19 protein-coding genes are annotated in these 19,878 nt (G+C 68.3%); 12 read left to right on the top strand and 7 right to left on the bottom strand.

What is annotated here, in order from left to right:
- Positions 1-49 precede the first annotated feature (49 nt).
- The 9 genes from ACWCPQ_RS30025 to ACWCPQ_RS29985 all read left to right on the top strand — a co-directional run bounded on the left by ACWCPQ_RS30025 (position 50) and on the right by ACWCPQ_RS29985 (position 10,202).
- A complete protein-coding gene (locus ACWCPQ_RS30025; RefSeq protein ID WP_449905127.1) occupies positions 50-1,210 on the top strand; it encodes an acyl-CoA dehydrogenase family protein in 1,161 nt (386 codons plus the stop codon).
- A complete protein-coding gene (locus tag ACWCPQ_RS30020) occupies positions 1,207-1,737 on the top strand; it encodes a MaoC family dehydratase (protein ID WP_449905125.1) in 531 nt (176 codons plus the stop codon). The genes ACWCPQ_RS30025 and ACWCPQ_RS30020 overlap by 4 nt, the downstream gene beginning before the upstream one ends.
- A 40-nt stretch (positions 1,738-1,777) precedes the next feature.
- Entirely contained in the window at positions 1,778-2,629 is an 852-nt protein-coding gene (locus ACWCPQ_RS30015; RefSeq protein ID WP_449905123.1) for an HpcH/HpaI aldolase/citrate lyase family protein, read from the top strand.
- A 343-nt stretch (positions 2,630-2,972) separates the two neighbouring features.
- On the top strand, positions 2,973-4,916 hold the full coding sequence (locus ACWCPQ_RS30010) for an acetoacetate--CoA ligase (protein ID WP_449905121.1): 1,944 nt from the start codon (positions 2,973-2,975) through the stop codon (positions 4,914-4,916).
- 785 nt (positions 4,917-5,701) lie between these two features.
- The gene (locus ACWCPQ_RS30005; RefSeq protein ID WP_449905119.1) at positions 5,702-6,742 is read left to right on the top strand and encodes an NAD(P)-dependent alcohol dehydrogenase; all 1,041 of its coding nucleotides are present in this window, start codon (positions 5,702-5,704) and stop codon (positions 6,740-6,742) included.
- Between the two features lie 173 nt (positions 6,743-6,915).
- Positions 6,916-7,572 carry a formylglycine-generating enzyme family protein gene (locus tag ACWCPQ_RS30000; RefSeq protein WP_449905118.1) on the top strand — a complete coding sequence of 219 codons (657 nt, stop codon included), beginning with the start codon at positions 6,916-6,918 and terminating at the stop codon, positions 7,570-7,572.
- A gap of 178 nt (positions 7,573-7,750) precedes the next feature.
- Positions 7,751-8,548, top strand: coding sequence for a mycofactocin-coupled SDR family oxidoreductase (locus tag ACWCPQ_RS29995; protein WP_449905116.1), 798 nt, complete (start codon positions 7,751-7,753; stop codon positions 8,546-8,548).
- 1 nt (position 8,549) lies between these two features.
- Complete coding sequence (locus ACWCPQ_RS29990) at positions 8,550-9,377, top strand: mycofactocin-coupled SDR family oxidoreductase (RefSeq protein WP_449905114.1); 828 nt, start codon at positions 8,550-8,552, stop codon at positions 9,375-9,377.
- 348 nt (positions 9,378-9,725) lie between these two features.
- Positions 9,726-10,202, top strand: coding sequence for a dihydrofolate reductase family protein (locus ACWCPQ_RS29985; RefSeq protein ID WP_449905112.1), 477 nt, complete (start codon positions 9,726-9,728; stop codon positions 10,200-10,202).
- A 13-nt stretch (positions 10,203-10,215) separates the two neighbouring features.
- Here the strand turns inward: ACWCPQ_RS29985 and ACWCPQ_RS29980 are convergent, their stop codons facing one another.
- The 5 genes from ACWCPQ_RS29980 to ACWCPQ_RS29960 form a co-directional block, all read right to left on the bottom strand.
- The gene (locus tag ACWCPQ_RS29980) at positions 10,216-11,079 is read right to left on the bottom strand and encodes an alpha/beta fold hydrolase (RefSeq protein WP_449905110.1); all 864 of its coding nucleotides are present in this window, start codon (positions 11,077-11,079) and stop codon (positions 10,216-10,218) included.
- Positions 11,080-11,175: 96 nt separating this feature from the next.
- Positions 11,176-11,433 (bottom strand): hypothetical protein, encoded by a 258-nt coding sequence (locus tag ACWCPQ_RS29975; RefSeq protein WP_449905108.1) that lies wholly within the window; start codon positions 11,431-11,433, stop codon positions 11,176-11,178.
- Between the two features lie 3 nt (positions 11,434-11,436).
- A complete protein-coding gene (locus tag ACWCPQ_RS29970) occupies positions 11,437-13,101 on the bottom strand; it encodes an FAD-binding protein (RefSeq protein WP_449905106.1) in 1,665 nt (554 codons plus the stop codon).
- Between the two features lie 31 nt (positions 13,102-13,132).
- Complete coding sequence (locus ACWCPQ_RS29965) at positions 13,133-13,504, bottom strand: nuclear transport factor 2 family protein (protein WP_449905105.1); 372 nt, start codon at positions 13,502-13,504, stop codon at positions 13,133-13,135.
- Between the two features lie 72 nt (positions 13,505-13,576).
- Positions 13,577-15,112 carry an FAD-binding protein gene (locus tag ACWCPQ_RS29960; protein WP_449905103.1) on the bottom strand — a complete coding sequence of 512 codons (1,536 nt, stop codon included), beginning with the start codon at positions 15,110-15,112 and terminating at the stop codon, positions 13,577-13,579.
- Positions 15,113-15,312: 200 nt separating this feature from the next.
- Between ACWCPQ_RS29960 and ACWCPQ_RS29955 the strand changes: the two genes are divergently transcribed.
- Positions 15,313-16,935, top strand: a complete 1,623-nt coding sequence (locus ACWCPQ_RS29955) for a flavin-containing monooxygenase (protein ID WP_449905101.1) — start codon at positions 15,313-15,315, stop codon at positions 16,933-16,935.
- A gap of 82 nt (positions 16,936-17,017) precedes the next feature.
- Positions 17,018-17,701 carry a PadR family transcriptional regulator gene (locus ACWCPQ_RS29950; protein WP_449905099.1) on the top strand — a complete coding sequence of 228 codons (684 nt, stop codon included), beginning with the start codon at positions 17,018-17,020 and terminating at the stop codon, positions 17,699-17,701.
- A 6-nt stretch (positions 17,702-17,707) separates the two neighbouring features.
- Here ACWCPQ_RS29950 and ACWCPQ_RS29945 read toward each other — a convergent pair whose 3' ends face one another.
- A complete protein-coding gene (locus tag ACWCPQ_RS29945; protein ID WP_449905098.1) occupies positions 17,708-18,346 on the bottom strand; it encodes a Dabb family protein in 639 nt (212 codons plus the stop codon).
- The gene (locus ACWCPQ_RS29940) at positions 18,339-18,686 is read right to left on the bottom strand and encodes a hypothetical protein (protein ID WP_449905096.1); all 348 of its coding nucleotides are present in this window, start codon (positions 18,684-18,686) and stop codon (positions 18,339-18,341) included. The genes ACWCPQ_RS29945 and ACWCPQ_RS29940 overlap by 8 nt, the downstream gene beginning before the upstream one ends.
- Positions 18,687-18,836: 150 nt before the next feature.
- Here ACWCPQ_RS29940 and ACWCPQ_RS29935 point away from each other — a divergent pair, with 150 nt between their 5' ends.
- Positions 18,837-19,793 (top strand): alpha/beta hydrolase, encoded by a 957-nt coding sequence (locus ACWCPQ_RS29935; protein ID WP_449905094.1) that lies wholly within the window; start codon positions 18,837-18,839, stop codon positions 19,791-19,793.
- Positions 19,794-19,878: the final 85 nt, after the last annotated feature.

The following is a 19,878-nucleotide window of genomic DNA, read 5'->3' as shown; positions in this document are numbered from 1 at the left end:
CCGGTCCGCGCACCGGCGAAACCGTCCCCGACAACGAGATGAGGCACAGGTGACCGATTTCCTGTCCACCGGCACATTGCCCGAGCACTACCGCGACCTGGCGCTGACCGTCCGGGATTTCGCGAACCAGGTGGTCGCCCCCGTGGCGGCGAAACACGATGCCGAGCACAGCTTCCCCTACGAGGTCGTCTCGGGGATGGCGCGGATGGGCTTGTTCGGGCTGCCCTTCCCGGAGGAGTACGGCGGGATGGGCGGCGACTATTTCGCGCTCTGCCTGGCCCTCGAGGAACTCGGCAAAATCGACCAGAGCGTCGCCATCACCCTCGAGGCAGGTGTCTCGCTCGGCGCCATGCCGATCTACCGCTTCGGTGACGAGAAACAGAAACAGGAATGGCTGCCGCGCCTCGCGAGCGGACAGAACCTGGGCGCGTTCGGCCTCACCGAACCGGGCGCCGGCAGCGATGCGGGCGGCACCCGTACCACCGCTGTCGAAGACGGGGACAGCTGGGTGATCAACGGCAACAAGCAGTTCATCACCAATTCCGGCACCGATATCACCGCCCTGGTGACCGTGACCGCGGTGACCGGACAGACCGGCGGCAAGAAAGAGATCTCCACCATCCTGGTCCCGGCGGACACCCCCGGGTTCACCGCCGAGCCCGCCTACGACAAGGTCGGCTGGAACGCCTCGGACACTCATCCGCTCACCTTCGACGATGTCCGGGTGCCCAAGGAGAACCTGCTCGGCGAGCGCGGCCGCGGCTATGCCAATTTCCTGCGCATCCTCGACGAGGGCCGGATCGCCATCGCCGCGTTGTCGGTCGGCGCGGCGCAGGGTTGCGTGGACGAATGCGTGCGCTACGCCGGGGAACGCGAGGCGTTCGGCCGGACGATCGGCAGCAACCAGGCGATCGCCTTCAAGATCGCCCGGATGGAGGCCCGCGCCCATACCGCCCGCACCGCCTACTACGACGCCGCCGCGCTCATGCTGTCCGGTAAACCCTTCAAGAAGCAGGCCGCCATCGCGAAACTGGTGGCCAGCGAGGCCGCCATGGACAACTCGCGTGACGCCACCCAGATCTTCGGCGGCTACGGCTTCATGAACGAGTACCCGGTGGCCCGGCACTACCGGGACAGCAAGATCCTCGAAATCGGCGAGGGCACCACGGAAGTACAACTCATGCTGATCGGACGGGAGCTCGGGCTGTGAGCGGCGAGAAGATCACCAAGGATGTCGACCACGACACCACCGGCCTGACACGGGTAGTCCAGACCGGTCTCTGGTTCGAGGAACTGGAGACCGGCGTGCTCTATGAGCACCGCCCCGGCCGCACCATGACCGAAACCGACAATGTGCTGTTCAGCACGCTGACAATGAACACCCAGGGCCTACATATCGACAAAGCCTTCAGCGACGCCCAGGAGCCGTTCCACGAGCGACTGGTGAATTCGCTCTTCACCCTGGGCACCATGATCGGTCAGGCGGTCGCGCATCTGACCCAGGGCACCACGGTCGCGAACCTGGGCTTCGAGGAGGTGAAATTCCCGGCACCGCTCTTCCACGGCGACACCGTGTACACCGAGACGGTGGTGCTGGGCAAACGGGAATCGAAGAGCCGGCCCGGTCAAGGCGTGGTCACCTTCCGGCACGTTGCCCGCAACCAGCACGGCACGGTGGTCGGGGTGGCCGTCCGCAACGCGCTGATCCGTTTGCGCCCGGCCGGGGACCCGGCGTGAGGCCCGCGACCGCCGCCCGCACCGCGAGGAGGTACGAGAAATGACCGATCAGTCGAGCCCGGACACCGGCTGGCAGTCTCCCGGACCGGCGTGGCTTTTCTGTCCCGCCGACCGCCCGGAGCGCTACCGCAAGGCCGCCGCTGCCGCCGATGTGGTGATCCTCGACCTGGAGGACGGTGTGGCCCCGGCCGATAAGCCCGCCGCCCGCACGGCTCTGGTGGAGACTCCGCTCGACCCTGCGACCACGGTGGTCCGGGTCAATCCGGCGGGAACCCCGGATCACGAACTGGATCTGGAAGCGCTACGCCGCACCGCCTACCGGCTGGTCATGCTGCCCAAGGCCGAGTCGATCCACCAGGTGACGAGGCTGTCCGGGTACCAGGTGTTCGCCCTGATCGAATCGCCGCTGGGCGCGCTGGAGATCCAGCAGATCGCGTCGGCCGCCAATACTCGCGGCGTGATGTGCGGAGTCGAGGATCTGGTCGCCGCGATGGGTGGTACCGGCACCCGCCGGGCCGACGGCAGCTATCGCGATGTGGCGCTGCACCTGCGCAGCACCGGCCTGCTCGCCGCCAAGGCACACGGTCGGCTGGCCCTGGACATGGTCTATCTGAACATCCGCGATCTCGACGGGCTGCGTACCGAGGCCGAGGACGCGGTGGCGGTGGGTTTCGAGGTCAAGGTCGCCATCCACCCGTCCCAGATCCCGGTCATCCGGGCCGCGTATGAGCCTTCGCCGGACGAGATCGACTGGGCCCGTGGCGTACTCGCCGCCGCGCCGAACCATCGCGGTGTTTTCGCCTATGAGGGCCGGATGGTGGACGCGCCACTGCTGCGCCACGCCGAACAGATCTGCCTGCGCGCCCAGGGCGACGATCGGGTCGCCCGCTGAGATGGTGCCGGCGATATCCGGAGCCGTCCGTATCGGCCGTCCGGTGCGCGCGACACGGAAAACTGTGAAACAGTTACATTCCAGCAGAACTCACCGGAAGCAGCACCGCACTCGGCCGGTTCCCGGCGAGTCGGCTCGCCGCCGTGGGTTTCATCGCACTGTTCGGGGGAACGTTCGAGACCACGAACAATGCCAGGGGCGGGAGAACTCGATGTGAGTGCCGGAGCTATGAGCACGGGGCACAGGATCTCGCGTCCCGCCCGGACAGCCCGTTCGGCAACAGGGCAGCACTCCGCCCGCCACAGACGGCGCCGAATGAACACAGGACAGAAAGGGTTACCCGGTGGAACCACAGTGGGTACCGAGCGAACAGGATATCGCCGACGCCCGGATCACCGATTTCACCCGTTTCGTCGTCGCGCGGACCGGAGCCGACCTACCGGACTACCACGCGCTGTGGCGCTGGTCGGTCGACAACCTATCCGATTTCTGGCTGGCCGTATGGGAGTACTTCGACCTCGGGCCCGTCGCCGATGAGGTACTGCCGTGCCCGGAGATGCCCAATACCCGCTGGTTCCCCGGCACGACGCTGAACTATGTGGATCGAGTGGCCGGTCAGGCGCGAACCGACCGTCCGGCGATCCTCCAGGTGACCGAGGGCAGTGCCGAGATCACCGAGACGTCGTGGACGGATCTGCTGGCCGGAGCCGCCGCCTTCGCGCGCACCCTGCGCGATCTCGGGGTGCGGCCCGGTGACCGGGTGGTCGGCTATCTGCCGAATATCACCGAAACAGTGGTGGCCTTCCTCGGCACCGCCGCGATCGGCGCGGTCTGGAGCGCATGTGGTCAGGATTATTCGGCGAAGGCCGCACTGGACCGGCTGGGCCAGCTGCAACCGGTGGTACTGGTCACCGCCGACGGCTACCGATACGGCGGGAAGACGCACGACAAGAGCGCGGATATCGCCGACCTGCGCGAGGGCCTGGACAGTCTGCGGGCGACCGTCGTGGTCGAGCGGCTGGGCATCGAGATCCCCGGGAGCACCTCGTGGGCGGCGGCAGCGGATCCGGCCGGAGCAGCGATCCCGGCCACCGAAGCGGTGAATTTCGCGCATCCGCTGTGGATCGTCTTCTCCTCCGGCACGACCGGTCTGCCCAAGGGGATCGTGCACGGCCACGGCGGAGTAATCCTGGAACATCTCAAAGCCGTAGCGCTGCAATCCGATATCGGCCCGGCCGATACGTTCTTCTGGTACACCAGCCCGAGCTGGATGATGTGGAACTTCCAGCTCGCCGGTCTGCTCGCCGGCGCCACCATCGTCTGCTACGACGGCAGTCCCGCGCATCCGCGGCCGGACAGCCTCTGGGAGATCGCCGCCCGCACCCGCACCACCGTCCTGGGCACCAGTCCGGGCTACGTGCTGGGCTGCATGAAGGCCGGATCGGTACCCGCCGCCGAGCACGACCTCACGGCGCTGCGGCTGATCGGTATCACCGGCTCCTCGCTACCGCCGGCATCGGCGTTGTGGTTGCACGAGAACGCCGGCGGTGTGCCGGTGTCCTCGATCAGCGGCGGTACCGATGTGGTGTCGGCGTTCGCCGGCGGCGTCCGCACGGTTCCGGTGTGGCCGGGTGAGCTGTCGGCACCGTATCTGGGCGTCGCCCTCGAGGCCTTCGACGAGGTGGGGCAACCCGTCCGCGGCGAGGTCGGGGAACTGGTGGTGACCGCGCCCATGCCGTCCATGCCGGTGCAGTTCTGGCGTGACCCGGACGGTAACCGCTACCACGACGCCTATTTCGATACCTACCCCGGCGTCTGGCGTCACGGCGACTGGATCACCCTCACCGGCCGGGGCAGCGTGGTGGTGCACGGCCGTTCCGATTCCACCCTGAACCGGCACGGTATCCGGATGGGCAGCGCGGATATCTATCAAGCGGTCGAGCGCCTGCCCGAGGTCGCCGAGGCTTTGGTGATCGGCGCCGAACAACCCGACGGCGGCTACTGGATGCCGCTGTTCGTGGTGCTGGCCCCGGGCACCGAACTCACCGACGCATTGCGCGACCGGATCAAGGAAGTCATCCGCACCGAGGTCTCACCACGTCATGTCCCCGACGAGATCCTGGTCGCGCCCGCGATTCCGCACACCCGCACGGGTAAGAAACTCGAAGTCCCGATCAAACGCCTGTTCCAGGGTGCCGATCCGGCGCGGGTGGTGGAGCGCAGCGCGGTCGACGATCCCGATCTGCTCGACTGGTTCACCGGTATCCGCCCACCCGGTGCCCGCTGACCCGCCGACGGGCACCGGGGCGGATGTGTCGGCCCGCAACATTCCACTTCCGGATCGAGTTCGGGGTGATAGCGGGCTGCCCCACGATCCGCGCAGGGCGGACCGGGGTCCCGATGAAGATGCCCGGTTGATCGATATCGAAAACTCGCCCCTCGGACTCCCACCACGAGTGTCGGGCGAGGCGACGCCCGAACCACGCGGCCAGCAATCTCATCGCACCGATCCGGAGCAGTCGGGTGGAGATTTCGGCCGGCGCTTCGAGTGAGTGCGGATGGATCAGCCGTTGACGACCGTACCTTCGTCGTACGACTTCGGTTGCGCGGTACGGCTGTACCCGGGCGGGGACCGCGGCGTCCCGATATCTGCGAAGCGCCCACGGTAGCCCCCGGTAGTAGTTCTCGATCAGCGGGAGAACTCGAACTCTTCCGGTAGCCGGGGCGCATTTCGATCCGGCACGAGGATCTCCGGGATCTCGACCATGGCCCTCGGCACTCTGATCCGGACCCCACCGCCGAGGAGGGGCGATCGGACCTCCGGCATCATCGGTAGGGCGGGCGAGACGGGTCCGGACACGCAGCGGCGATCGGTCCGCTGCGCACGGAACAGCTCGACTGAAAGCCTGGCACGCAGGCGATACAGTCGCGACGGCCGGCGGCCGGCCTATCGCAGATGCCACCGCCCGGGCCGCCACCGGACTAGCCTGGTCGGCAAGCGTAGTACATGCGCATTCGCTAACGTTCCCACCAGCACGCACCCAGTCGCTCGGCTCGGAGAGGACAGGCGCTATGAAGGCATTGCAGTACGTGACCGCCGGGGCGGAGCCCGAGGTCCGCGAGATCCCCACCCCCGAACCCGGCCCCGGGGAGGTCCTGCTGCGGGTGACCGCGGCAGGGGTCTGTCATTCCGACGATTTCGTCATGAACAATCCGCCCGAACAGTTCGGCATCGAACTTCCCCTGACCCTCGGGCACGAGGGCGCCGGACAGGTCGCCGCCGTCGGTGACGGAGTGCGCGGAATCGATATCGGCACGAATGTCGTCGTATACGGGCCCTGGGGCTGCGGAAACTGCTGGTTCTGCGCGCAGGGTCTGGAGAACTACTGTTCGCGGGCCGCCGAGCTGGGCATCATGCCACCCGGGCTCGGCTCGCCGGGTGCGATCGCCGAGTACCTGATCGTCGATTCGCCCCGCCATCTGGTACCCATCGGCGATCTCGACCCGGTGGCCACCGTCCCCCTCACCGACGCGGGTCTGACCCCTTATCACGCGATCAAACGGTCGCTGGACAAACTGCGGCCGGGCTCCTGGACGGTGGTGATCGGCAGCGGCGGTCTCGGCCATGTCGCCATCCAGCTGCTCCGGCACCTGTCCTCGACCCGTGTCATCGCGCTCGACGTGAACGAAGAGAAACTGGACTTCGCCCGTTCGGTCGGTGCCCACGAGGCCGTGCTCTCCGACGACAAGGCCGCCGGCAACGTCCGCAAGATCACCGGTCCGGCCGGGGCGAGCCTGGTGCTCGACTTCGTCGGTTTCCAGCCGACCATCGATACCGCCATGGCGGTGGCCGGTGTCGACTCCGATGTGACCATCGTCGGAATCGGAGACGGCAGATCGGCGGCGCGGGTCGGGTTCGGAGTCAGTCCGTACGAAGCGACCGCCACCTCGCCCTACTGGGGCGCCCGCGCCGAACTGATCGAACTCGTCGACCTCGCACACGACGGAGTACTCGATATCGCCACCGAACGCTTCAGTCTCGACGACGCGCCCGAGGCGTATCGTCGGCTGGCCGCCGGGACGCTGCGCGGGCGCGCGGTCATCGTCCCGTAGGCACGACAGGCTTCCCGGAGCCACCGGGACGTCGACTCCGGTGCGCCAGGACCTGGTCGTGAACGGCCGGGTTCGCCGAGGTCGTCGACCACCGGGAGGTCGCGGCCGGGTCGAACAGACCGACCGGCGGTGCCGGGTGCCCGGCCGCCGGTCGATCGGTAGGTTCGGTTGTCGTGGATGCGCGTACCGACAGGATCGAACTCGTCGATATCCCGGCGGGCCGGGTGACGCTGTCGGATCGGCGGACACAACGCAGCTGGCCGGTGGACCTCGGCCCGTACCGGTTGGCGGCCCTACCGGTCACCCGGTCGCAGTACGCACTGATCTCGGGCCGTCCCGGGGAAGCGGCACTGCCCGCCGACAGCATCTCCTGGTACGCGGCGATTCGTTTCTGCAACGCCCTGTCCGAGCGCGGCGGACTGACACCGGCCTACCGGGTCGACGACGACCGGGTGGAGTGGGTCGCGGCGGCCGACGGATACCGGCTGCCGACCGAGGCCGAATGGGAACACGCCTGCCGCGCGGGCACGACCGGCCCGCGCTACGGGCCGCTCGACGAGATCGCCTGGTACCGCGCGAATTCCGGAGGACGGCTGCCCGAAGCCGGAACCAAGCGGCCCAACGAATGGGGATTGCACGACATGCTCGGCACGGTCTGGGAGTGGTGCTGGGACCGATACGACCCGGACGTCTACGGCGACTACCGGGTGTTACGCGGTGGCGGCTGGTTCGACGAGCATTGGAGTTGCCGCGCCTCGGTCCGGCGCCGCAGTCACCCCACGGTCCGGCTCGACGATATCGGTTTCCGGATCGCGCGCTCGGCATCGTGACAGGCAGGCACCGGGCGCCGCCCATCGGCGGGAGGCGCCCACGCCGGTGAGACAAGACCGTTCCCATCCAGCGGGAGCGGTTTCGGTCACGGACCGGTGACCGGGAGAGACGGGACCACCGGAAATCCGGCGGACCTAGCGTCGCCCGCATGGATACGGTATTCGCCGGAGGCGCGCGATGAAGCGCCTGCAGAACCGGGTAGCGGTGGTGACCGGGGCGGCCGGCGGGATGGGCCGCGCCCATTGCCGCCGGCTGGCCGAGGAGGGCGCCGATATCATCGCGCTCGACCTCGAGGAGAACGCGGCCGAGCTGGTCGCCGTGGCCGAAGAGGTCGAGGCGCTCGGCCGCCGGTGTGTCACCGGTTTCGCCGATGTGCGCGATGCGCTCGCGGTCGAAGAAGCCGTGAACACGGGCGTAACGCAGCTGGGCCGCCTCGATGTGGTGGTCGCGAACGCCGGCGTCTACGCGGATCTGGCTCCGACCTGGGAACTCTCCGACGCCGCCTGGCAGCGCGCCCTCGATATCAATCTGACCGGGGTCTGGCACACCGTCCGGGCCGCCGGGCCGCATCTCGGTCACGGCGCGTCGATCGTGATCGTCGGATCCACGAACGGCGTCAAGGGCGGTGCCGCGGCCGCGCACTATTCGTCGAGCAAACACGCGGTGGTCGGCCTGGCCCGGACCCTCGCCAACGAACTCGGCCCACAGGGCATCCGCGTCAACACCGTGCACCCGGGTTCGGTCGCGACACCGATGATCCTCAACGACGACGTCTACGCGAAATTGGTACCGGGCGCTTCGAATCCGACCCGTGACGACGCTGCCGCGGTACTGGCGCAGCGGACGATCCTGCCGGTGCCCTGGGTGGAGCCGGTGGATATCAGCAATGCCGTGTTGTTCCTCGCGTCCGACGAGTCCCGGTACGTCACCGGAATCCAGCTCGTCGTCGACGCCGGACTTACTCAGAAGGTGTGACATGGGACGGGTTTCGGGAAAAGTAGCGCTGGTCACCGGCGCAGCACGGGGAATCGGACGAGCGCAGGCGATCCGGCTCGCCGAGGAAGGCGCCGATATCGTCGCACTCGATATCTGCGGACCGGTGGAGACGGTGGTCGTTCCGCCGGCCACCGAGGAAGACCTCGCCCGAACCGCGCGAGCGGTGGAGAAGACCGGGGCGCGGATCATCGCCACCACCGTCGACGTCCGCGACGGCGCGGCGCTGCGTCAGGTGGCCGATCGGGCGGTGGACGAATTCGGCGGCCTGGACGTAGTGTGCGCGACGGCCGGGATCACCTCCAGCGCACCCGGTCTGCAACTGACCGAGCAGCAGTGGCAGACGATGCTGGACGTCAACCTGACCGGCGTATGGCAGACCTGCAAGGCGACCGCGCCGCATCTCATCGCGCGCGGCAGCGGATCCATGATCCTGACCAGTTCGATCGCCGGCCTGGTCGGCCTGGTCGGTGTAGCCCACTACACCGCCGCCAAACACGGTGTGGTCGGACTGATGCGGTCGCTCGCCCAGGAACTGGCCCCGCACGGCATCCGGGTCAACTCGGTGCATCCGACGAACGTGGACACTCCGATGATCCAGAACGATATGGTCCGCCGCTCGTTCCGCCCGGACCGGGAGAACCCCACCCGTGAGGAATTCGCCGAAGCCGCGAAAACCATGAACATGCTGCCGATCCCGTGGGTGGAACCGGTCGATATCGCCAACGCGTCACTGTTCCTGGCTTCCGAGGAGGCCCGCTACATCACCGCGATCACCCTCCCGGTCGACGCCGGCAGCACCCAGCGGTAGGGCCAGCGCATCTCGGCTCACCAGGCTGTCGCACAGTGAGCCGAGATCGACGCGACGATGAGCTGGGACTCCGGGCAGCAGGCCACAGCACAGCAGTGCTGCGTGCCTCGCCCGAGCCGCGAGCCACGCAGATGATCCCGCGGTCTGCGCATTCGTGCTGGCCGGTATGGCGCGACAACTCCTCGGTCTCGACGGCAATGTCGGTGCGGCCGACGCGCTGGAGTTGATACGGATAGCCCGCGCTGGATCGTCTCGGCCTGGCGGAAGCGCGCGCGATCCAGGGCGAGATGGAGGAAGCATGCCGGGTAGGTAATGATGCGCTGTCCACCGTTGAACGGACCCGGTCACGTGCAACGCGCCTCCGAGGTCCGGGTGATGGACTTCGACGAGGCAGGCGGGGAAGCGTACGAAGCGGGGAAGCGTACGAAGCGGCGAACGAAGCTGTGCTCGGATCGGCCGACCGTCTGGTCGCGGCATTATCGCGAGTTCACCTGGCGTAATTCGGAAGCGCTGCGCGGGGACCTGATCGAGGCGGTGGCGGCCCTGAAGGAGGAACCGGGCTCGGATATCGCGATCAGCGGCTCGGTTTCCGTGGTGCGCCAGTTGCTGGCCGCCGATCTGCTGGACGAACTGCATCTGCTGATCCACCCGATCGTCGTCGGCAAAGGTCTGCGGCTGTTCGAGAACAGCGAGACACTGCCGTTGCGCCTGCTCTCCTCGACCACGTTCACCACGGGCGTAGTCCACCTGGTCTACCGCCGTGCCGAGTCGTTCGGCTCCGGCGGGTACGAGCAGGCGACGGCTCATCTGCGCGCCGACGCCTGACGAGTCGAATCCATCAGGACTTGCGGGTCAGGAAGGCCATGACCGCAGATTCGAAGGCGGCCTTCTGCTCGATCATCGCCCAGTGACCGCAATCCGGGAACACGTGCAGTTCGGCGCGCGGGATCGTGCGCATCGGGATCAGGGCCATATCCAGCGGGCTCACCCGGTCGTCGCGACCCCAGGTGACCAGGGTCGGTGCCTTGACCTTGTGCAGCATCGCCCACGGTGGCGGGGTGTCGGCAGCCTCCATGGCACGGACCATCCCGGTGAACGCGGCCTTGCTGTACATGCGCCGGGCGCTGTCGAGGGTGGCCGGATCGGTGGCTTGGGCCCAGCGTTCCTCGATCATCTCCTCGGTGACCAGCGCCGGGTCGTAGACCATCGAATGCAGCCAGGCGATGAGCCGTTCCCGGGTGGGGTTCTCGGTGAAGTCCTGGAGCAGCCGGATACCCTCGCCCGGGCCCGGGCTGAAGAGATTCTTGCCGATCCCGCCGATGGTCACGATCTTGCCGACCCGGTCGGGGTGGGCGATCGCGTAGTTCAGCGCGACCCCGCCGCCCATCGAATTGCCGACGATATCGACCTGGTCGAGACCGAGCGCGTCCATGAACCGGACCACCGAGTCGAGGGCGGTGATCATCGGATGGCCGCCGAAATCGTCACTGACGCCGAACCCGGGGAACTCCAGGATCAGGGTGCGGAAGCGTTCGGCGAAGAAGTCGAGGTTGCCGCGGAAATTACGCCAGCCCGTGACGCCGGGCCCGGAACCGTGCAACAGCAGCAGCGGTGTACCCGCGCCTGCTTCGTAGTACCGCAGCACTCCGGCGTCGGTGCGGACTTCGCGCAGTTCGTGCGCGGTACTGGACTCCGATGTCATCGTCGACCTCCATCTCGGCGTAGTTCTGTGGATCAGGCTGCCAGTTCCACGCCGACCACTCACCGGGCGTTCCCGGTGAGTGGTCGGGCGGCCGGTTCAGCCCAGGCGGCCCGGAACGGGTTCGCGGCGGAGCCCGTCGGTGGCCAGATCCCCCTCGGCGACAGCGCGTTCGATCGAATCACGCAGCGCCGGACAGGTCGGGATCCAGTTGCTGTGCTCGCCCAGGGCCGCCCGGCGGGCGAATTCGGGGCAGGCGGATTCGGCGTCGTCGAGCCATTGCACACTGGTGTGACTGGGACTGAACTTCTCGACCAGCACTCGGTTTCCGCAGTTGGCGCACTGTACGGGCTGCACGGGTCACTCCTTCGTCGCGGCGTGGCGGGCGGCGATATAGCCGAACACCATCGCGGGCCCGATGGTGGCGCCGGCGCCCGCGTAGTCGTTGCCCATGACCGCGGCGGAGGTGTTGCCGGCGGCGTACAGGCCGTCGATCACGGACCCGTCCGCGCGCAGCACCTGGGCATTTTCGTTGTACACCAGACCGCCCTTGGTGCCCAGGTCACCGATGCGGATCCGCAGGGCGTAGAACGGGGCGTGGTCGAGGAAATCGAGGGTGGGGTGCGGCAGCGACGGGTCGCCGTAATAGTTGTCGTAGGCGCTCTCGCCGCGGGCGAACTCGGTATCGCGACCGCCCGGTACCGACTCGTTGTACCGCCGCAACGTCGCTTCGAGCGCGTCGGCCGGAACACCGATCTGCCCGGCGAGCTCGCCGACGGTGGCCGCGCTGCGGATCAATCCCGAGGAGAGCCATTCGGCGGGGAACTTCTGGCCGGGCAGGATCCCGCCGATCGGATAGCGGCTCTTGGCTTTTCCGTCGAACAGCAGCCAGGCGGGATCGTGGCCGCCGGCCAGCTGCGCGTGCACGAACGTGACGTAGGGCGCGGCCTCGTTGGTGAACCTGGCACCGGAGCCGTCGACGATGATCGAGCGCGGGATCGACCGTTCCGAGACCAGGACCTGGTTGATCCCGTCGGGCCGCTGGAACGACGGCATCCACCACGCGTCGTCCATCAGATCCACGGCGGCACCGGCCTGTTCACCGGCGACGATCCCGTCGCCGGTGTTGTCGGCGGAGGCGGCGCTGAAATTGTCGCGACCGCCGCTGGGTAGATGCTGTTTGCGCAGCGCCTGGTTGTATTCGAAACCGCCGGTGGCCAGCAGTACACCGTCGCGGGCCCGGATCCGCAGCTCCCGGCCGTCACGTTCGGCCACTACCCCCAGCACCGCGCCCGATTCGTCGGTGATCAGCGAGCGCATCGGGGTGTTCAGCCACAGCGGCACCCCGGCGTCGCGCAGGGCCAGGCGCAGCCGGGCGATCAGGGCACGACCCAGCGTATCCATATTCCGGCGCAGGACCACGGCTTTCACCGCGCGCAAGCCGGTGAGCAACGCGGTCCACCGAGCCTTCCAGGTCCGGGTCACCATGTTCAGCTGGACGAAATCCTTGGACGTGATGAACAACCCGGGCGGCGTGGCGAGCGCAGCCGGGCGCAGGTAGGCCTCATCGGCACCCAGTTTCTTCAGGTCCACCGGTAACGGTTCGATCGAACGCCCGGCGGGACGGCCGCCGGGCGCCTCCGGGTGGTAGTCGGAATAGCCGGTGCACCACTGGAACCGCAGATGCGGACCGGTGCGCTCCAGGAAGTCCAGCATGGCCGGGCCCTCGTCGATGAACGCGTCGAGATTGGCCGAGGGCACCCGGTCGCCGACCACCGCGTCCAGGTAGGCGCGGACATCGGCCCGGGAGTCACCCAACCCTTCGCGCAGCAGCACCGGGTTGTTCGGTACCCAGACCCCGCCGCCGGACAGCGCCGTACTGCCGCCGTAGTAGCCGGCCTTCTCGATGACCAGGGTGTCCGAACCCCGGTCGGCGGCGGCCAGGGCGCCGGTGAGGCCACCGGCGCCACTGCCCACGACCAGGAATCCCACCTCGTGATCCCAGTGCTGTTCGGTTGGGGACACGGATATCTCTTTTCTCGCGGAGCTGCAGACCTCAGCCGAAGCTGATGTCCTCGGAGGACCAGAACGCGCGCATGCTGGTGATCCGCGCGTCCTCGTCGAAGGTCATGACGTCGATGGGTTCGACGGTGATGGTCTGGTCACCGGTTTCGGTGACCACCCGGAAGCCGAAGGCGGCGCTGTCGCCACTGACCCGCAGGCTGAGCAGTTCGGTACTGCGGCGCGCGGATTCCAGGCTTCCGTAGAACTTCTCGATGGCCGCGCGCCCGGTGTGCGACGGACTGCCCACCGGGTCTTCCAGGGTGGCGTTCTCGTCGTAGAGGGCGGCGATATCGGCCGCCGTGCCGGTGGCGACGGCGTCGAGGTAGCGGCGGACGGCCGCGCGGATACGGTCGGGTTCGGGCATGGGGTGTTCCTGTTCAGGTCGGGGGCACACGGTTCGGGCCGCCCATGGGTGGGTGCGTCGCGATGGTCGGCGTCAACGGCCGAGGATGTCGAGTACGGCGAGATGACCGAACAGCATCGAGGCGCCGATCGGGTTGCCGCCGCCGGGATACACGGTGCCGCTCACCGCGGCCATGGTGTTGCCCGCGGCGTAGAGACCGGGAATCGGTGCGCCGTCACGGCCGAGCACGCGGGCCGCGGTATCGGTCCGCAACCCGCCCTTGGTACCGAGATCGGACAGGCCGAACGCGGCGGCGTGGAAGGGCCCGCGCTCGATCGGCACCAGCGGCAGTTCCCCTTCGGAGAATGCGCGGTCGTAGGCCTCGTCGCCGCGGCCGAAATCGGTATCGGCGCCGGCGGCGACCATCGCGTTGTACCGCTGCACCGTCTCGACCAGGTTCGCGGGCGGCACGCCGATGACGGTGGCCAGCTCCTCCAGTGTGTCGGCGGTATGCCAGAGCCCGGCGGCCTCGTACTTCTCGGTTTCGACCATCGATACGTTGGTGGCCTGTACCGGCGGCCGCACGCCGTCCCGGTCGTCGTAGATCATCCAGTACGGCAGGGTCAGGGTGCCGTCGCGCAGCCGGTCGATCGCCGCCCGGCCGAGCCGGTCGTAGGGCGCGGATTCGTTGACGAACCGCTTACCGTCCTGGTCGACGAAGATCCCGCCGGTGAACCAGAGCGCGAAGGCCGACCGCCCGTCCGGATGGGTGAGCCCGGGCGACCACCACGCCTGGTCCATCAGATCGGTATCGGCCCCGGCGGCGATACCCGCCCGATGCGCCTTGCCCTGATTTCCGGGCGGACCCATCGTGTCGCGGGCGGCACCGGGGACGCCGTAGCGGCTGCGCATCTCGTCGTTGCCCTCGAACCCGCCGGCCGCCAGCACCACACCGCGCCGGGCCCGGATCGCGATCGTGCCCTCGGGTCGTTCGATCCGCGCGCCGATCACTGCCCCGGCCTCGACGATCAACTCCACCAGCGCGGCGTTCCGGTACAGACGGACCTCCGGGTAGCTCGACAGCGCGCGCAGGAAGCGACCGATCAGCGCCTGTCCGCCGATCAGGAGCTCCGGCGGCTCGGCGCCGAGCCGATCGGTGTCCAGCGGGCCGCGCAGGTGTTCGCGCAGGTCACCGAGTTCGGCGGCCGGTAGCGGGACGGGGACGATATGGCGCTGACCGTCCAGCCGCGCTTTCGGGGCCGCGCCGAAATAGTCCGGCCAGGGGTACATCTGGAATTCGAAATGCGCGTCGCTCTCCAGATATTCGACGAGATCGCGGCCGCGGCGCACATAGGTTTCCTGGAGTTCGGGCGGCGTCCGGTCCCCCACCACCGCGCGGTAGTAGGTGAGCGCGTCGTCGAGAGTGTCGTCGGTACCGGCACGCTCCAGCACCGGGTTGCACGGGAACCAGACCCCGCCGCCGCCCGAGTACGCAGTGGTACCACCGAATTTGTCGGTCGCCTCCACCACGGCCACCGACAGACCCTCCCGCGCCGCGGTGTAGGCGCCGGCGAGCCCGCCACCAGAACCCGCCACCAGCACATCCACTTCGTCGTCGAAGTCCACCACTGCTCCACCGCCTCCTCGCGCTGACCTGCCGAGGCCGACGGTAGGTCCGGTATCCGGCGCGCGCGAACGCTTCTCCCGGTCACCGGGAGAACCCGCGAATCAGGTGAATGTGCCGGTCAGCGGGAGAAGGGCCTCCCGCGCGGGTGAGCTCTCCCTACCGTCGCAGCAGAACCCCGGACACCCGAGCAGCTGGAGGCACTGTGAACCCCGGAAACCCCTCGTCACCCGGCCGGACCCGAGTCGATGTGGCGGTCGTCGGCGCGGGTATCGCAGGGCTGTACGCGCTGCACCGGTTCCGCGGTAGTGGCCTGACGGTGCGGGTGTTCGAGGCCGCGGACGGCGTGGGCGGGGTGTGGTACTGGAACCGCTATCCCGGCGCCCGCTGCGATGTGGAGAGCGTGGACTATTCGTACTCCTTCGACGAAGACCTCCAGCAGGAGTGGAACTGGAGCGAGAAGTACGCCGCACAACCGGAGATCCTGGCCTATCTCGAACACGTCGCCGACCGCTTCGATCTGCGCCGCGATATCGAATTCGGTACCCGCGTCACCGGTATCGCCCTCGACGAATCGACCATGACCTGGCAGGTCGATACCGATACCGGGAGCGCCGTCACAGCCCGGTTCGTCGTGCTGGCCACCGGCCCGCTCTCGAATGCCAACACCCCGGCGATCGACGGTCTGGGCTCCTTCGCCGGGCAGCTGCTGCACACCTCGGCCTGGCCACACGACGGGGTCGATCTCGGCGGGCAGCGGGTCGGCGTGATCGGTACCGGATCCTCCGGTATCCAGGCGATACCTGTCCTCGCCGAACAGGCCGCGCAGTTGCATGTGTTCCAGCGCACCGCGAACTACAGCGTGCCGGCCGGAAACACCCGCCTCGACGACGATATCCGCCGTGAGCAGAAGGCGAACTACGCGCAGCGGCGACGGCTGTCGATGGCCAGCGGCGGCGGATCGCCGCATCGCGCCCACCCGCAGTCGGCGCTCGAGGTGAGTGCGCAGGAGCGGCGCGCCGCCTATGAGCAGCGCTGGCAACTGGGCGGTGTGCTGTTCAGCAAGACCTTCCCCGACCAGCTCACCGATCCGGATGCCAATGACACCGCCCGGTTGTTCTGGGAGGACAAGATCCGCGCCGAGATCGACGACCCCCGGGTGGCCGAACTGCTCATCCCTCGCGATCATCCCATCGGCACCAAACGCATCTGCACCGATACGGGCTACTACCGCACCTACAACCGGGAGAACGTGCGGCTGGTGGATCTGCGGGCCACGCCGATCGACCGGATCGACGCGGGTGGACTGCACACCACGGAGTCGTACTTCCCACTGGACACTCTGGTGCTGGCCACCGGGTTCGACGCGATGACGGGATCGGTGGCCAAGATCGCGATCACCGGCCGCGACGGCCGGACGCTGAACGAAACCTGGCGCGAGGGCCCCGCGACCTATCTGGGGCTCGGTATCCCCGGCTTCCCGAACCTGTTCAACCTCACCGGGCCGGGTAGCCCGTCGGTACTCGCCAATATGGTGCTGCATTCGGAACTGCACGTGGATTGGGTGGCGGAAGCGATCGGTTTCGTCGACGGGCGCGGCGCGAAAGGGATCGAGGCCCGGGCCGACGCCGCGGCGGCCTGGGTCGCCGAATGCGCCGACCGGGCTGCCGGGACGCTGATGACCCAGGCGAACTCGTGGTACCTGGGCGCCAACATCCCGGGCAAACCGCGAGTGTTCATGCCGTTCGTCAGCGGTTTCGGGGTGTACGGCGAGATCATCGCCGAGGTCGCGGCCGCCGAGTACAAGGGTTTCGATCTGCTGGGTTGAGGTGGCGAATGCGTGGCGCGCCCGCCCGCTCAGCGGTAGTCATATGCCGGACCGGAATATGATCACTGATAGCATTCGGCGAATGACGACGAGCGAATCCGACCAGGCGCAGATCAATCTGCCGCCGACCAGCTGGGCGGTGCTCGCCATGCTCTCCTACGAGGAGGAGATCTCCGGGTACGACCTGAAGAAATGGGCCGACTGGAGTATCCGCTATTTCTACTGGAGCCCTTCCTACAGTCAGATCTACTCGGAGCTGAAGAAGCTCGAACGGCACGGGTTCGCGCATTCGCGGGTCGACGCCGACAACGCCATGCGCGGCCGCCGCCTCTACCGGATCACCCCGGCCGGCCGGGCCGCCGTCACCGCCTGGACCAACAGCGCCCCGGTCGACCCGCCCATGCTGAAGCACCATGTGATGCTGCGGATCATGTTCGGGCATCTGAGCTCACCCGACCGGCTCAAAGAGATCCTGCGCGACCATATCGCCGATGCCGAACGGCTCGAACGCAGCGCCGCCGTCGACGCGGCCGCCGCGAAATCGGAACCGGGCTGGGCCTATTCGCAGATCGTGCTGCAGTGGGCCGAACGGTACTACGCCTCCGAACGCGACCTCGCCCAGCAGCTCATCGACGATATCGACGCGGCCGAAACCGCGCTGAAAGCCGCCGAACACGACGACCAGGCCGACTACCCACATCCGACCCCGGGCCGGTGGCGTGAGGTCGAGCAGCGGGTCAAGGAAGAAGACCCACAGCGGCGTTGACGCCGATCAGGTGAGGATCGGCCCGGTACTCGCACAGAAACTGTGGCAAACCCGGTCCCGGACGATCGATTCCGGGCACTCGGGGTCGAACCAGCGATCGACCAGACCCCAGTGCACCGGATGCGCCAGATAGGCGCCCGACAACCCGGCGAGATCAGTGAACTCCTGCTCCCATACGTGCGTCCATTCCGCTGAGCCCGTGGCCCGGTCCACCCGGCTCAGCCGCCAAGCGCGGATGGTGTCGATATGACGGGGCATCCGCAGCAGGTCGGCCTCGAATTCGGCGAGCGCTGCCGCCGGTGCCCGCGGATCCGCCCGCAACAGCAGGGTACGGAACACCGCACCGCTGTGCCGGGGTTCGGCCACCCCGCCTATACCGGGCCCGTGGTCGGCCCCGTCGATTCGCGGGACCTCCGGCCGGTCGCACACCTCGGCCACCCGGGACCCGATCGCGTGCGCCGACCCGGTTCCGGCGCAGCTCAGGCGGAGCAGGATATCGCCACCGTTGCGTACCCCGGGCAACGTCGGTTCGACCAGCGCACGCGACGCGGCGCCGGTGACGGCCCGCAGCTCGGCGAGCAGGGTGTCGATCTCGTCGGCGCCGGTCCCCGGCGCGAGGTGGATCAGGCGGGTGACCTCATACATCGGCGAGCACCTCGATATCGGCGGCCGCGGCCGCCGATTCGCGCGTGCGTCGCGCGATCAGATGATCCACTTCCGCCCACCACCGGCCCGGTTCCGGATCCGGTCTGCCCTGCCAGGTCATCTCCCACCAGCCGGCGGGCCCGTCGAGTTGCCAGGTCACGGTGATCGTATTGGACCGGTCGTCGAACCACAGCGGCGGCGCGACCAGAATCTGCGCCAAGGTCATTCCGCGCCCGATCGCACCGGGTACGTACTCCGCGAGATAGCGGTCCACGAATTCCCGTGCGCGGCCGGGCATCGTCTCGATCCGATCGACGATATAGACCTTCGGTGCACCCATCACCCCACGGTATGGCCGGGCCGGGCCGCCCGGCCGGGACCGGCCCACTCTCCGGGAGGAGCGGCTCCACCGGCGCTCTCGCGGATCTACGGTGACCCGACCAGGGATGCGGCCGGTGCCCCGCCGGCCACGAGATCGAGGAGGCCGCCGATGGAATCCGGAGCCGTGCGCGACGCGGAACCCGAACTGCTTCCCGAGGTGGCCGCTCTGCTCGCCACCCTCGACAGCGGATTCCCCGATGTCACCACGTTGACCGCGCCGGAGCTGCGGGCGATCGTCCGCTCTCGCCGCGCCCCGCTGCAGTGGCTGCCGGCCATGCGCGATGTACACAACCTGACCATCGCCGGCCCGGGCGGCGCCCTGCCGATCCGGATCTACCGGCCCCGCCGGGACGCGTCCGCGCTCCCGGTGATCGTGTTCGCGCACGGCGGCGGATTCGTGTTCTGCGATCTGGACAGTCACGACGAGTTCTGCCGGTCGATGGCCGAGGGGGTCGGCGCGGTCGTGGTGTCGGTGGACTACCGCCTCGCCCCGGAACATCCCGCGCCCGCCGCACACGAGGACATGTACGCGGCAGTGGTCTGGGTCGCCGAGCACGCCACCGAGTACGGCGGCGACCCCGCGGCCCTGGTGGTGGCCGGGGACAGCGCGGGCGGTAACCTCGCCGCCACCGTGGCGCTGGCGGCCCGTGATCGAGGCGGCCCCCCGATCGCCGCGCAACTCCTGCTGTACCCGGTGATAGACGACGATTTCGACACCGAGTCCTACCGCCGCTTCGGTACCGGCTACTACAACACCGCGGCGGCGATGCGCTGGTACTGGCGGCAGTACGCACCGCACGGCACCGGCGACCCGCGTCTGATCCCGACCCGGGCGGACTCCCTGACCGGGCTGCCGCCCGCCGTGGTGATCACCGCCGAACTCGATCCGCCCTGTTCGTCCGGTGACGGCTACGCGCGACTACTCGGCGAAGCCGGTGTCGCGGTGAGCCATCGTCGTTACGACGGACTGTTCCACGGATTCCTGACGATTCCGGCGCTCTCGGTCACCCGCACGGCCCGTGACGAGATCTGGGCAATGGTGCGCGCCGCGCTTCCGGCCCGCTAGAGAGTGTCCTCAAAGCCAGATGAGCAGGGTGGCCAGGTCGAGCATCCCGCGGTAGGACGTGGCGGTCTTGTCGTAACGGGTGGCG

It is taken from the genome of Nocardia sp. NPDC001965, assembly GCF_053594175.1.
The sequence above is the reverse complement of the archived record's forward strand: the minus strand, read 5'-3'. Positions and strand labels throughout refer to the sequence as shown.

Excerpts from the sequence above, each read along its gene's own strand:
- ACWCPQ_RS30015 (WP_449905123.1), top strand. The coding sequence starts at position 1,778 with ATGACCGATCAGTCGAGCCCGGACACCGGCTGGCAGTCTCCCGGACCG.
- ACWCPQ_RS30005 (WP_449905119.1), top strand. The coding sequence starts at position 5,702 with ATGAAGGCATTGCAGTACGTGACCGCCGGGGCGGAGCCCGAGGTCCGC.
- ACWCPQ_RS29995 (WP_449905116.1), top strand. The coding sequence starts at position 7,751 with ATGAAGCGCCTGCAGAACCGGGTAGCGGTGGTGACCGGGGCGGCCGGC.
- ACWCPQ_RS29990 (WP_449905114.1), top strand. The coding sequence starts at position 8,550 with ATGGGACGGGTTTCGGGAAAAGTAGCGCTGGTCACCGGCGCAGCACGG.
- ACWCPQ_RS29980 (WP_449905110.1), bottom strand. The coding sequence starts at position 11,079 with ATGACATCGGAGTCCAGTACCGCGCACGAACTGCGCGAAGTCCGCACC.
- ACWCPQ_RS29965 (WP_449905105.1), bottom strand. The coding sequence starts at position 13,504 with ATGCCCGAACCCGACCGTATCCGCGCGGCCGTCCGCCGCTACCTCGAC.
- ACWCPQ_RS29950 (WP_449905099.1), top strand. The coding sequence starts at position 17,018 with ATGACGACGAGCGAATCCGACCAGGCGCAGATCAATCTGCCGCCGACC.
- ACWCPQ_RS29945 (WP_449905098.1), bottom strand. The coding sequence starts at position 18,346 with ATGTATGAGGTCACCCGCCTGATCCACCTCGCGCCGGGGACCGGCGCC.
- ACWCPQ_RS29940 (WP_449905096.1), bottom strand. The coding sequence starts at position 18,686 with ATGGGTGCACCGAAGGTCTATATCGTCGATCGGATCGAGACGATGCCC.
- ACWCPQ_RS29935 (WP_449905094.1), top strand. The coding sequence starts at position 18,837 with ATGGAATCCGGAGCCGTGCGCGACGCGGAACCCGAACTGCTTCCCGAG.